Source organism: Candidatus Tisiphia endosymbiont of Mystacides longicornis (assembly GCF_964031095.1).
Taxonomy (GTDB): domain Bacteria; phylum Pseudomonadota; class Alphaproteobacteria; order Rickettsiales; family Rickettsiaceae; genus Tisiphia.
Window position 1 is genome coordinate 1,728,936 of the sequence record NZ_OZ035004.1, and the last position, 12,500, is coordinate 1,741,435.

The 12,500-nt window shown below is 33.8% G+C and carries 14 protein-coding genes and 1 tRNA gene; 8 read left to right on the forward strand and 7 right to left on the reverse strand.

The window, feature by feature from the left end; genetic code table 11:
- Positions 1-171: 171 nt before the first annotated feature.
- From ACQH6S_RS08815 to ACQH6S_RS08825, 3 genes are read right to left on the reverse strand one after another with little or no spacing between them, the layout of a single operon-like run.
- Entirely contained in the window at positions 172-690 is a 519-nt protein-coding gene (locus ACQH6S_RS08815; protein WP_425360021.1) for an IS630 family transposase, read from the reverse strand.
- Entirely contained in the window at positions 675-1,025 is a 351-nt protein-coding gene (locus ACQH6S_RS08820; RefSeq protein WP_425360020.1) for an IS630 transposase-related protein, read from the reverse strand. Before ACQH6S_RS08820 ends, ACQH6S_RS08815 begins: the two co-directional genes overlap by 16 nt.
- 8 nt (positions 1,026-1,033) lie before the next feature.
- Positions 1,034-1,213, reverse strand: a complete 180-nt coding sequence (locus ACQH6S_RS08825) for a hypothetical protein (RefSeq protein ID WP_425364538.1) — start codon at positions 1,211-1,213, stop codon at positions 1,034-1,036.
- Between the two features lie 158 nt (positions 1,214-1,371).
- Between ACQH6S_RS08825 and ACQH6S_RS08830 the strand changes: the two genes are divergently transcribed.
- Together ACQH6S_RS08830 and ACQH6S_RS08835 are read left to right on the forward strand one after the other, a co-directional pair.
- The gene (locus tag ACQH6S_RS08830; RefSeq protein WP_341758049.1) at positions 1,372-1,620 is read left to right on the forward strand and encodes a hypothetical protein; all 249 of its coding nucleotides are present in this window, start codon (positions 1,372-1,374) and stop codon (positions 1,618-1,620) included.
- A 302-nt stretch (positions 1,621-1,922) separates the two neighbouring features.
- Complete coding sequence (locus tag ACQH6S_RS08835; RefSeq protein ID WP_425364395.1) at positions 1,923-3,032, forward strand: IS66 family transposase; 1,110 nt, start codon at positions 1,923-1,925, stop codon at positions 3,030-3,032.
- Here ACQH6S_RS08835 and tnpB read toward each other — a convergent pair.
- The 3 genes from tnpB to ACQH6S_RS08850 are packed head-to-tail and all read right to left on the reverse strand — an operon-like array spanning position 3,029 to position 8,355.
- Complete coding sequence (gene tnpB, locus ACQH6S_RS08840; protein ID WP_341752109.1) at positions 3,029-3,382, reverse strand: IS66 family insertion sequence element accessory protein TnpB; 354 nt, start codon at positions 3,380-3,382, stop codon at positions 3,029-3,031. The two genes, ACQH6S_RS08835 and tnpB, sit on opposite strands and share 4 nt — an antisense overlap.
- Complete coding sequence (locus ACQH6S_RS08845; protein WP_341758053.1) at positions 3,370-3,795, reverse strand: hypothetical protein; 426 nt, start codon at positions 3,793-3,795, stop codon at positions 3,370-3,372. Before ACQH6S_RS08845 ends, tnpB begins: the two co-directional genes overlap by 13 nt.
- Positions 3,796-3,849: 54 nt before the next feature.
- On the reverse strand, positions 3,850-8,355 hold the full coding sequence (locus tag ACQH6S_RS08850; RefSeq protein ID WP_425364539.1) for an autotransporter domain-containing protein: 4,506 nt from the start codon (positions 8,353-8,355) through the stop codon (positions 3,850-3,852).
- A 359-nt stretch (positions 8,356-8,714) separates the two neighbouring features.
- Between ACQH6S_RS08850 and rplU the strand changes: the two genes are divergently transcribed.
- The 5 genes from rplU (at position 8,715) to ACQH6S_RS08875 (ending at position 9,847) form a co-directional block, all read left to right on the forward strand.
- Positions 8,715-9,032 carry a 50S ribosomal protein L21 gene (gene rplU, locus ACQH6S_RS08855; RefSeq protein WP_094649747.1) on the forward strand — a complete coding sequence of 106 codons (318 nt, stop codon included), beginning with the start codon at positions 8,715-8,717 and terminating at the stop codon, positions 9,030-9,032.
- A 22-nt stretch (positions 9,033-9,054) separates the two neighbouring features.
- A complete protein-coding gene (gene rpmA / locus ACQH6S_RS08860) occupies positions 9,055-9,309 on the forward strand; it encodes a 50S ribosomal protein L27 (protein WP_341748681.1) in 255 nt (84 codons plus the stop codon).
- 102 nt (positions 9,310-9,411) lie between these two features.
- A complete protein-coding gene (locus tag ACQH6S_RS08865; protein ID WP_341748680.1) occupies positions 9,412-9,579 on the forward strand; it encodes a hypothetical protein in 168 nt (55 codons plus the stop codon).
- A 50-nt stretch (positions 9,580-9,629) separates the two neighbouring features.
- Positions 9,630-9,782 carry a palindromic element RPE2 domain-containing protein gene (locus tag ACQH6S_RS08870; protein WP_341748679.1) on the forward strand — a complete coding sequence of 51 codons (153 nt, stop codon included), beginning with the start codon at positions 9,630-9,632 and terminating at the stop codon, positions 9,780-9,782.
- Positions 9,773-9,847, forward strand: a tRNA-Thr gene (locus tag ACQH6S_RS08875). The genes ACQH6S_RS08870 and ACQH6S_RS08875 overlap by 10 nt, the downstream gene beginning before the upstream one ends.
- A gap of 100 nt (positions 9,848-9,947) precedes the next feature.
- On the opposite strand, the gene ACQH6S_RS08880 is transcribed toward ACQH6S_RS08875, so the two are convergent.
- The gene (locus ACQH6S_RS08880; RefSeq protein WP_094649744.1) at positions 9,948-10,346 is read right to left on the reverse strand and encodes a hypothetical protein; all 399 of its coding nucleotides are present in this window, start codon (positions 10,344-10,346) and stop codon (positions 9,948-9,950) included.
- 229 nt (positions 10,347-10,575) lie between these two features.
- Between ACQH6S_RS08880 and ACQH6S_RS08885 the strand changes: the two genes are divergently transcribed.
- A complete protein-coding gene (locus tag ACQH6S_RS08885; RefSeq protein ID WP_425360134.1) occupies positions 10,576-12,375 on the forward strand; it encodes an AAA family ATPase in 1,800 nt (599 codons plus the stop codon).
- Positions 12,376-12,500 lie beyond the last annotated feature (125 nt).

Below are 12,500 nucleotides of genomic sequence, written 5' to 3' on the forward strand. Positions count from 1 at the left end.
AAGCTATCTAAAATCCGCTCCACCTTCTAACTTTCAACAGTTGTGGCAACCTCCTCGCAATGACATCTTATACTTTAACCTTTTTTCCGTGAACACTCACATTCAATCTACAACTGTAGTATTAAGCTAAAAATTCATTTTAACCTTCAAACTATAGTTAAACCCATAAAATTAGGTGACAAAGAACATAGTAATAATTTCAAATAATTTGCTGGTTTCTGTTACCTTATTTTTAATCCATCGTTTCATATTAGCCCAAAACTTCTCTATGGGATTTAAGTCTGGTGAATATGGCGGTAAAAAAATAAGCTTGCAACCAACTGATTCTATTAATTCCTTTGTTTTCTTTGATTTATGGAAACTAGCATTATCCATCACTACAACTTGTCCTGCTTTTAACTCTTTAATTAAAAACTTCTCAACCCAATTATTAAATAACTCTGTATTGCACGTTCCATTAAAAACAAAAGGAGCTATTGATTGATTGTTTACCAAGCCAGCTATGATATTAGTTCTTTGATAGTGTTTCCCACTCTTCTTTCCAATCAGTAATTCTCCTGTTTTACTCCAGCCTCTATCTTGGCAAATACCTGTATCTATACCGCTTTCATCAATATGCACTATTTGCCCTTTATCATATTTATTGATCTCTTCTAAATATTCAGCTCGTCTGTCTACACTTGACTCCATGTAGGTAAAGGTTTTTTTTTATAACTAAAACCTAGCTGTTTTAATATCCTTCCAGTTTGAGACCTCGCAATTCCAAACTCTTTACCAATATCTTGTAATCTCATATTTGGATTATTTCTTACAAAATTTGCTAACTTTTGCTTATCAACTTTACTTTTAAAACCTACTCTAGCTTTTGCTAATATCGTTCCTTCCTTTCTCTTCCTTACGTTCCAGCGACTAATTGTATTTTTATGTATATCGAATATCTTGGCAGCCGCTCTTTGACTATTACCTTTTTCTATATAACTTATTACTTTTTTTCTTAAATCTTTACTATATGGGCTTGTTGACATTTTTTCTCTTATTTATACCATATAATGTCATCTAATTCAACGGGTTTAACTATACCTTGATGACCAATATATTTGCTAGCAATGTGAGCATTATAGATAATGCCATACTCCATCATATGGTATTTCGCAGTTAAACCAGTACCAAAAGTAAAAGATAATTTGTCAGGTTTAACGTATACTTGCAGCAAAACTGCGTAACACTATCTAATTTCTTTGCTAGTATGAATTTATTGTATAAATTTGGATTTCTACTATGCAAATATCACCGATTAATAAAAAACAGATTAATAAAAAAACTAGTTGAAAAAGTAGCAGTCATATTATAATATTTGAAATATTAATAATAATGATAATTAATCAAATGAAAAAACCAAAAGTAGCGACCTTAAGTGCTGAAGAACGAGAAGAACTAATACAGCATGTCAAGGAAAGTTCATTAACGGGAGATGAACAGCAAACGATAGTAGAGCTTGTGAAATTTTGTAACGAGCTAATAGACAAGCTAGCATCATCAAATATCAGTATAAATAAGCTTAAGGAAATGCTGATTGGTTTTAAGGCAGATCACAAAAAAAAGATAGTTCAGATTCATTAAAAGAACCGCCAGGTGAATCTGATAACGGGAATGGTGGTAATGAAGGAGAGTGCGATAAGCCCAAAAAGATAGATCGTAGTAATTGGCAAGGTAAATATGGGTTTGATGATTATAAGGATGCGAATACCAGCTATTTAACTCCTGAGAATTTTTGTAGTGGTGATAGCTGTCCTCACTGCTATAATGGCAAACTATATAATAGTGAAGCTAGAAAATTGCTACAATTTACAGGTAATGCTCCAATTACAGTCAACAGATATGTAAAGAAAACGTTACGCTGTAATGCTTGCGATTATACAGTTATGAACAATAAAAATATCAACAAATGGACAAATAGTAGCAGAAGTGCAATAGTGTTACAAAAGACCTATGGTACTCCTTTCTACCGTTTATCTAGGCTACAGAGTTTAAGCGGGGTTCCTATAGCATACAGCTCGCTCTGGCAACAATATTTAGATGTTTGGCAAGAAGGTGGTGGAGCTGAAATTTACGGGGTATTATTGGAAATGGCTGCCGAATGTAGTTCACTGAACCTTGATGATACTAGAGCTAGGATTTTAGAAATTACTATAGCCAATAAAAAATTACGTACTCAAAATAAGAAAGGACGCAGCTGTTATACTACTACAATATGTGCTAAGACTGCAAATAATGAGGTAATAGTTTTATATTTTACCGGTAATAGGCATGGTGGAGAAAATATAGGTAACGTACTAAAGAATCGTAAGAATAGAACAGATTCTATCCAATTAATGACTGACGCAAGTAACAATAATAACCCGGTATTATCAGAAGCAGATAAAGAATTACTGGCAATAATAGTGATGATCAATTGTTTGTCACATGGTCAGAGAAAATTTACAGAAAATGAACTATATTACCCTGAAGAATGCGGATATTTTCTCAAACAAACACGTGGGATTTACCACAATGAACATCAATGTAAAGAGATGAGTCCTGAAGAGAAACTTGGGTATCATCAGGAACATAGCAGTAAATATATAGAAAACATATATAACAAAATAGACGAATTATTTAACGACAAGAAAGTTGAGCCTAATAGTAGGCTTGGACAAGCTATGAAATATTGGATAAATAATAAAGAAGGTTTGACCCAATTTTTAAAAATCCCAGTTAGCAATCTTGATAATAATTGGGCTGAGAGATCACTGCGTACCATTATTTTACAAAGGAAGAATTCATTATTCTTTAAAACAATCAATAGTGCTGAGATACATAGTGGTCTGTATAGTATAGTAAAGACTTGTAGTGAGAACGAGATCAATGCCTTTAAATATTTAAATTGGCTACAAGAGCATAGTAGCAAAGCAAAGAAGCATCCTGAGGATTATACGCCTTTTGCCTATGCAAGATATATGAATAATACGGAATTAATCGAGACAGCAGCTTAAACGACAGGAAGCCAATCATTAGAGAATTTGGCAGAACTAGGATCGCCATTATGAATAAGAATGTGTAAGGTTCTATAACAAATTTGGTAAGATGAATTATCAGATGGGAAAAGTTTTGCCGTAAATTTACCTTTGGATAGGCGTTTAGAGCATAGCCAAAAGCCTTGACCGTCAAAGGACAAAATTTTAATGGCAGTTCTGTTTTTATTATAGAATAAAAACAAGGAACCATTAAGAGGGTCAGAAGAAAGTTTTTGTCTACAAACAGCGATTAAGCCATCGATACCCTTGCGAAAATCGATGGCAATAGTGGCAACAAAAATAACTGACGCCGGGGTTAGTTGCAGCATAAAAATGTCTGAATTATAGTTTTTGGCTCTAGTGTTTGGATAATAAGCTTGGTACCATTTGGTTTAATAATGTGACAAGTATAGTGATTTTGCTTGGGAGCAGCTACAGGATCGGTATCTATAGAATTTACTAGTTGAAATGGGAGAAAATTAATATTTTGTTGTAGGGATTGATTTGAAGTTGAGACAGAAGAAGTTTTGATGGTAGGTTCATGGGCTTTTTTAGTTGAACTAATTGTTGCTTTATTAATATTAAGATGTTTAGCTATCTCTTGGTAAGAATAATGATGGAGTAATTGGTGAACTAATTCCTTTAGATGGTTTGGTATAGGATCAAACTTATTAGTTTTAGTTTGACGCCAAGCTTTAAATTGCTGAGCTACTTGCTCAATAGTAATCGATGGTATTTGCATAGTATGAAACCCAAATGTATAAAAAATTCATACTAACAAAAAAATTAGATAAAGTTATGCAGTTTTGCTGCAAGTATACGGTTTAACTGACTTGATTGGTAATGGTTTATCTATTCCATCTAACCGTACATCAATTATTGGCGATTTTCCTTTGAAGTCATAATTAACGTAACCATGCAATTCTGGTATTAATAGTAATTGGTCAAGTTGGATGTTTGCCGAGGTTCTTAGACCCAAAATACCTTCAAATTTATTGTATGATCGCTTTTTAACAACTAAGCTTTGACAGGCTGCCCCAGTTTTTGTATAACCAGAATCCGTAAATTGTGAGTATCTAAACCCAATAGTTGGGGTAATAGTTAAATTTTCAGAAGCCTGGTAACTATATCCGGTAAGTAGCTGACCACTATAAGAAATAGATTTATATTTAGCGGTGACTGTGCCTAGAGTAGTAACATTTCTTACATTAGTTGGGAGTATCCGTCTTTCTGAGCTTTTAATATCAGTTATGCCATATGATGCTACACCTTCAGCAAACCAATTAGTTGAGAATTTATATAAGCCGTATACCGAGAAGACATTAGTTTTGCCGTTAGTTTTATCGCCATTTTTCTGATTCTTATGAGACATGTTTGTATCAATTAAGCTATAAGCTGCACCAATTAGCAAGTCATCATTTATTAAACCGTCAAAACCAACTATTCCACCAGCCGATTTCATGTTGTAACCACTAACTCCTTTTTGCATTTTTTGGTTAGCAGTACTATAAAATGGACTACCCCATACTCCGTACATTATCTTATCATCATCACCCGATGGTATAGGAACCTGCAGTATATTCACAGACCTTGAAGTAATTTGGCTAGTAACTTGAGAAATTGCTTCGCTTATTATAGATACCAAATCTTTTAGAGCAACTTCTACTGCAGTCAAATTTTCATTACTAGACAGCAGCCTTTCAATCTCCAAGTGGGCGTTATCTTTATTCATAAAACCAAGTTTATTTTTGTAGCTAGCAGCCTCACTCTTTGTATCAGTTACCTCAATCAATTGTTTAATAAATATTGCTTCTTCTGATAAGATAGCATCAGATTTTTTTGCTTCCTCTAATTCTTCCCTTGATTCTTCCCATGGTTCTCCCGATAATTCCTGCAATTCTCTCGCTAAAACTTCCTTAGAAATATCCTTGGCAGATAGGGTCAGAGTGTTAAGATCAACGATCCAGCTAACAAAGCGGTTTTGTTCCTCTGACACAAGGTTAACTTTGTTTTTATCAATTACAGTAAGACCATCTTTATCAACTGACGAAACCAGAACATATTTGGTATCTTCAGAAATTTTGTTAATATCAGATCGAGCTATTACTTTTATATTCAGCTTGTCTAGTTCTGATAAATCTAATTTACTATCCCTCTGAATTTCTATATTACCACCTGCCATTTTTGAGGTATCATAGAAAGTGTTCAGCTGTAGCGTTCCTGTCAGCTTGGCATTACCAACATATTTTAACTGATTAGTCCCTATATCTATTGTTAAATCTTTAGCGACTAAATCACCAGTGATAGTTTGATTTCCAGACAAGCTAATTATCTTAGCTTGATTTGCTTCAATACCAGCAAACTTAATGTCTTTTTCTAATAGCACATACTTATTAGCAAAACTTACAGGGGCTGTTGAATCTACTTTTTCTTTAAACCAAACATTATCTGCTAATATTATCTTTTCACTATTAATTGAAGCTTTAACCAAGGCGGCATTATCAAATCTTATCTTGGACGATCCCTTAGCATTTACCTCTTCTGAATCAATTACCGTGGAATAGGTAAACTCTTTTAATAGCCTTGGTAATTCAGCTCTATCTACATTTACTCCTGGGACAGCTATAGTTCTGTTTTCAATACCAGCAAAAGTTACAGTTTTATCAGCATTAATTGTTATTTTCTTAGAATAAATATCAGCTTTTACCGTTGAATTGCTATCAAAAATTACATCAGACAATCTCAATTTATCCGCCCCTAGATTACCATAAGCAACGCTATCGTCCGACTTGAATATTACTTTACCGCTATTATTCTTTTCGGTCGATACATTGGAATAGAAATTTTTACTATTGACAGCGATTGTGTAATCACCTAGTAATTTAATCTCTTCTAATCTGTTCTCAGATGATCCAACATCACCTGCAATGGTAAGATTTGCATTTAATGCTAAACTATGCAATTTATTGCCAGTTGTGGTAATGTTACTTATAGTACTATCTTCTTTTAAGGTTAAAATTGCATATTGAGTACTAATAAAACTAACTTTACTATTAATCTTCCCCAGGTTTACCATAGCGGCATTTAATTCTATTTCCACAGTATTAAGAGTAGGCTTAATATCAAAGCTACCAGCTCCAGAGAAAATTATCTTTTTTAGTTTATTATCAGCAGTACCTAAAATTTTATCTACTCCGTCAATCGTCAATGTTGTATCTTCCTCAACAGAATCAAACTCAACTATACCTGTATCATTAGTACCTGGGTCTAGATTATTGTCTAAAGTTATCATTCTGTTTTGATCGCTACTATTCCGTAATGTTAATCTAGCCTCTGGATGTATGAAATTAATTGCATTACGACTACCGCCACCTCTGTTGGATAAAATATTAATAGGACCATGTTTAGCATCTAGTACGTAAGTTGCTGAACCGGTGTCGGTAGAAGGGTCTATAGTAAAACCAGCAGCATGTTTAGATTGTCCAATATCGATTTGAGCAATCGAGGCTGAAGTACCACTTTCATCAACAAATTTTGTTCCCTCCTTTCTTGGGTTATAAACAATGCTCAACTTCTTAGTATTACTGATATCAAGTTTATTAATACCATCTCCTGTGATAATCACATTACCATAAGCTGCAATGTGCTTTAGACTTCTAGCAGCTGTACCAAGAGCTTTGTCACCATTAGCTTTTACAGTTAAAGTAGCACCGTCAATACCAACCATTGCTACTCTCCCTCCATTACCAATTTTTCCTGGTAAATTATTCTCAAAGATTATGGAGTGACTGTTTCCAATTCCTAAAGTAATCAATCCCAATTCTGAATCTTCATGCAAGAAGTTGATTTCCGCTCCATTAGCAGCAAGGAGATGAACGTCATTATTTGAAGCATTTATTACTAGAGTATTAGCAGTAGGAGCATCAAGAGGAGGAGGAAGAATAGCAGGAGTACCAATATTTATAGTCTTAATATTGCCAATCTCTGCATTGGTAGCTATGAGGGTAACCTGAACATTTAAAGTGCCATGCTCACCACCGGCTATTGTTGAATTGAATGTTGCAGGCTTCTCAGGAACAACAGGCTTATTAAAGGTTAACGTTCCTCCCTTACCAAAATCAACTCCACCCGTAAAATCACCACCAATTGTTACAGTTTTATCGACATTAGTGAAGTTAAGTTTTTCAGTAAAAACATCTCCTTCTAAATTGACATTACCATCAACAATATTAATCTCGGCTAAAGCAGCACCATTAGCACCGATATTTTTAGTTACCCTACCAAATCCCAGGAAGGTTAATGTACCCTGATTATCTGTACCGCTAGTATTATATATAGCGCCAGTGATTCTTTTACCAGCTTTTAGCTTAAGTATAGAATTTTTATGGGTAAGATTAGTATTAGTAGCAAAAACATGATCTTCTAAATTAACTTCTCCAGCCCCTATATCTACTGTAGCTAAAACAGCAGTACCAGTCCCTATTGCTCCAGCCTTGCCAATTTCTGCAAAGCTTAATGTTCCCTTACCATTAATATCTGTAGTGATAGCCCCATTGATTGTTACATTATTCCCAATCTTAAGTACAGAATTTTCATGGGTAAGATTAGTCTGATTAGTAAAAACATTCCCATATAAAGAAACTGTTCCATTACCTATTTCTATCTTTTTTAAAGCCTTTTTATCAGCACCAATCGTTCCAGTTACCTCGCCATTTCCTTCAAAGATTAACGTTCCTTCTTTATGTGTATTCGTAGTGATAGGACCAGAGAGTTTTATATTCCTAGCAGTATCATCAGCCTTTTTAGCAGATTTAATTATAAGGGTTGAGCCTTCACCATTAAATCTTATTGAGCCTAATTTATCATAGGTATTTATTCCAACATCACCATAAGCGTTTCCATCTAATATTAATGTCTTATTGCTATTAATTCTAGCCGTTATAGAGCTAGCAGCACCACCAGATATAGATCCTATAGTAATGTTATTATTTATTATAAGACTATCACCCCGAGGACAAGGCCAAGGCCAACCATCATGACCTGGATTAGCTTGCACTTTTATCCCACCTATTCTTTCAGGAGCGTGTTCATCAACTATAATTATATCATTTTCCTTATTAAGAATCATCCAATCATTATTACCATTCTTGGCATCTATCTTCTCACTAAGTTTACTACTACCATCAGTATTAACTCCACGACCTGCAAAAGCAACGCTGCTCCATCCCATACTTGCTAAAACAGAGGCAACTGACACGCTGGTCAGCAAATTTTTTAAGAATTTTTGTTTTTTTTTAGACATATTTACCATTTTTCATTTTAAAAAATAACTCACCACAACAGATTTTTACTTAATACCCACTAGTGTATGGATAAAATATTAATACAAATTTTTGAGTATATTAACTTGATTAAGCAACATCTGGTGTATCATAGTGATTAACCTATGTCAACAAGAGGTATAAAAATTATTTAATTAAGATTAAAATCTTAAGAAGGATTAATTAATATTATTACAATAACATTAATATAATCTAATTTAGGGGGTTATCGATTTTATTTGCGATTTCCCATTGACTAAAATAGATGGTGGTAATATAATGCCGACTTAGTTTTGTTTAAGGACTTAGTTTGTTTAAATTTTAGTTTAGGATATTTCTCATGTTCGCAATCGTCAAAGCAGGCGGAAAACAGTATAAAGTCGGCAAAAACAGTGTCATCAAAATAGAAAGAATTGACGGTGATAGAGGGGCAAAAGTTCAACTTGATCAGGTGTTGATGATTGGTGAAGATTCAAAACCATCTTTTATCGGTACGCCAATAGTTCAAGGGGCTCTTGTTACAGCTGAAATTACTAACCAGTTTAAAGATAATAAGATTATTGTCTTTAAGAAAAAACGTCGCCAGAATTATCGTCGAAAGAATGGTCATAGGCAGGAATTAACCGAACTGAAAATATTAGACATTACTAAATTATAACTGGATTTATAAGGATATATAGATGGCAACTAAAAAAGCTGGTGGTAGTTCCAGGAATGGGAGAGACTCAGCCGGTCGTAGATTAGGTACTAAAAAATCTGATGGACAATATGTCATATCAGGTAATATAATTGTTAGGCAACGGGGTACTAAAATTTACCCAGGTGAAAATGTTGGGATTGGAAGAGATCATACGTTATTTGCCTTGGTTAAAGGTAAAGTAAAATTCTCTAGTAAGGGCGGGCATAAAATAGTTAATGTTGTGTTGGTGGCATAATTATAATCCTGTATAATGCCCAGCCATGCAACTAGACCTCTTGCATAACCTGTATATCATAAGTGATAAATTCTTGTTGAGGATCGTAGTTAATTGTTAGGAGTGGTAAGAGAAAGTGAGGAATATTTCACAAATAAATTGGCTATGCTAAATGTTGAGGAATATGATAAATCTCAATTGGAAACCATTAGAAATCAAATTAGCAATAACGAAAATCCTACCACTATAGTTTCAGTTGATTATTATGGTATAGAATCAATAATCAACTGAAAATCAAACACTGAATTGACAAAAAAGATTATAGCTGCACATAAATATAAATGATTATCTCCGGCAGCCTCCTAGAACTTCTTTCTATAGTTAATTCAGGAGAATTTGGGGCTAGGAACGATGGAGCGACGCCTATAAGTAATAGGCGAACGACGAGTGACGACGCCCCCAACTTCTCATCAATTGACTATAGGCCGCTATAGCTCAGAGGTAGAGCACATCATTGGTAATGATGAGGTCGCAGGTTCAATTCCTGCTAGCGGCACCATATACATATTATCATTTGTTAAATTGAAACTATAAAATTCAATACAAAGTTTTATGAGTGCTATTTAGTTTATAATCGAACTCAAGAGAGTAAAAGCACTTTAGACTTTGTCATGTAGTTGTATAATGCGAGAATCGTTATTTGTTGTTTTGGGCTTACTAGAAAAGAAACATGAAGGTACAAATTTTTTGGTGTAAAGTAGCCTTTCTAGAAATGATGACTCCACTGGCATTTCTGCAGTACTTGTATTAATAAAATGAACTGCTCTTAGCAAAATATATTTTTCTCTTTCATTTACAAGAAAAGCAGCCTTTTCTTCGATATAATTTTTGTTAAGCTTTTCTGGATTTAGCATATACCATTTTTGATCTCGCTCAGATTCTTCCAATCTTTGATAATCTTTAGGCTGGAGAGCAAAAAAATCTGATTCCAATATTTCTGCTTTTACGTATTCATAGAGTACTTGGATTCCTCTACCTACTTCTAAAACACCAAACATAACACTTACATTTTTAATTATTTTAAGGACGTAAAAAACAACATCAATTTTATCATAACTAATATGAAACTACTTTTTTAAGAGTTTTGCAAGCATAAAATATACACCCTTATTTAAATTCAAAAAGATAATTGCTAGTGCTGGTAGCTTATTTATGGTACAATTTCTGTAATGAAATAATAAGATTATTAAGCTTTTTAATTATAACACAACCAATCAAGATATTTATATGGAAAATAATAAACCACCAAGAATGATGGTAGGTACCGATGAATTCTATGACCTGCTAGTTAATAGTGATGTCTTTGTTGATAAAAGTCTAATGATAAAGGAATTGCTAGAAGATAGTGGTAAAGTTATCCTAATTACTAGACCAAGGCGGTGGGGTAAGAGCTTGAATATGAATATGCTCCAGAAATTTTTTGAGATAGAGGTGGATAAGAGAGGTACGCCTTTACCTGAAGAAGATAGAGTTAATCGCATTCTCTTTACCGGTGGGGAAATCAATTTAGGTATTAAAGGAAAAAGGACTTTAGAGCCTTTAAAGATTAACGGCAATGAATATGCCATGACTCAACAAGGTCAATTTCCGGTGATTTTGCTCAATCTTAAAGATGTAAAAGGTAGTAGTTATCAAGAAATAGAACTAGGTATTAAGGATCAAATTATAGAATTATTTGCAAGTCATCATTACTTAAATCATCATGTAACAGAAGATACAGGACTATTAAATAATGCCCAAAAAGAAAAACTAAGGAGATATTTTGATGGGAAACTTGAGAGAAATGACTTAAAAGATAGTTTACGGGTTTTGAGCGAAGTGCTGTACAAACATTTTGGTCAAAAAGTTTACATATTAATCGATGAATATGATACGCCGATCAATAGTTCATACATTAAGTTTGGTAACAAGCCAGAAGAGTTTGAACAGGTACTTGAAATGTTTCGCGGGATGTTTGGCAGTAGTTTAAAAACTAATCCTTATTTAGAAAAAGGCGTAATAACCGGCATATTACGGGTTGCTAAAGCTAATTTATTTTCGGATTTGAATAATGTTAGTGAGTATAGCTTGCTTGATGAAAAATATTCTAAGTTTTATGGTTTTACTCAAGCAGAAGTTGATGAATTGTTAGCAAAAGTACCAACAGCAACTAATCCTGAAAAAATTAAAGCTTGGTATAATGGTTATAATTTTGGCGGAGAAATCATCTATAATCCATGGTCGATTATGCAATGTTTAGCTCATAAAGGCAAACTTGATCATTATTGGCTTGATAGTGGGGGGACGGCTCTTGTTGATAAAGCATTATTGTCAGATGGAATGCAGGAAGATTTACAGAGCTTAGCTGCCGGCAAGAGTATTATCTCACCGATTGTCAAACAAATTAGTTTTGCTGATATCAACAAACCAGTAGGATTATTTAGCTTGTTGTTATTTAGCGGTTATTTAAACCCTGTTGCTAAAAAACCAGAAGAAGATATTTACGAATTGTCGGTACCAAATAAAGAGGTACGATATATATATAATGCCAGAATGCTCCAATGGGTTACTGATCAGTTACAAATTGATCACTCTCGATATTATTCTTTTGCTACTTTGCTGCCGGCAGGTAAAATAGAACAGTTTAAAGAAAGGTTGCAAGAATTATTGTTAAATGCTACTAGTTTTTATCAAACTGGTGAGAAAAAAGCCGAGCTATTTTATAGTGGTTTTATGCTAGGTTTGATTAATACCTTAGCTTCTGACTACATAATAGACAGTGAAAGAGAAACCGGTAGCGGTAGGGCGGATATTGTGCTACTACCCAAGATAGGTAAAAGTGATAATGCTATTATTATTGAATATAAAATATGTAAATCTCCTGATATTTTAGAATCTGTTGCCAAAGATGGGCTAGAGCAAATAGCAAAAAAACGATATGATGCTAAAATAAAAGAATACTCCCATGTTCAAAAAATCATCAAAATATCTATGGCTTTTTGCGGTAAGGAAGTGGCACTAGAATATCAGATTGTTGTAATTTCTTAATTCGTATTTCAGAACCTGAAACTTAGAGGCAAAAAACTTGAGACCTCTCTACGTTTTCTGTTCGATATTTTTGAAAAAACGACAACTCGTACAAAAATGGCGGGGCGTAGTGAACAATTTCCGAA

Coding starts and splice junctions, on each gene's coding strand:
- ACQH6S_RS08870 (WP_341748679.1), top strand. CDS start 9,630: ATGATTATCTCCGGCAGCCTCCTAGAACTTCTTTCTATAGTTAATTCA.
- ACQH6S_RS08880 (WP_094649744.1), bottom strand. CDS start 10,346: ATGTTTGGTGTTTTAGAAGTAGGTAGAGGAATCCAAGTACTCTATGAA.
- rpmA (WP_341748681.1), top strand. CDS start 9,055: ATGGCAACTAAAAAAGCTGGTGGTAGTTCCAGGAATGGGAGAGACTCA.
- ACQH6S_RS08830 (WP_341758049.1), top strand. CDS start 1,372: ATGATAATTAATCAAATGAAAAAACCAAAAGTAGCGACCTTAAGTGCT.
- tnpB (WP_341752109.1), bottom strand. CDS start 3,382: ATGCTGCAACTAACCCCGGCGTCAGTTATTTTTGTTGCCACTATTGCC.
- ACQH6S_RS08815 (WP_425360021.1), bottom strand. CDS start 690: ATGGAGTCAAGTGTAGACAGACGAGCTGAATATTTAGAAGAGATCAAT.
- ACQH6S_RS08820 (WP_425360020.1), bottom strand. CDS start 1,025: ATGTCAACAAGCCCATATAGTAAAGATTTAAGAAAAAAAGTAATAAGT.
- ACQH6S_RS08885 (WP_425360134.1), top strand. CDS start 10,576: ATGGAAAATAATAAACCACCAAGAATGATGGTAGGTACCGATGAATTC.
- rplU (WP_094649747.1), top strand. CDS start 8,715: ATGTTCGCAATCGTCAAAGCAGGCGGAAAACAGTATAAAGTCGGCAAA.
- ACQH6S_RS08835 (WP_425364395.1), top strand. CDS start 1,923: ATGAACAATAAAAATATCAACAAATGGACAAATAGTAGCAGAAGTGCA.
- ACQH6S_RS08850 (WP_425364539.1), bottom strand. CDS start 8,355: ATGTCTAAAAAAAAACAAAAATTCTTAAAAAATTTGCTGACCAGCGTG.
- ACQH6S_RS08845 (WP_341758053.1), bottom strand. CDS start 3,795: ATGCAAATACCATCGATTACTATTGAGCAAGTAGCTCAGCAATTTAAA.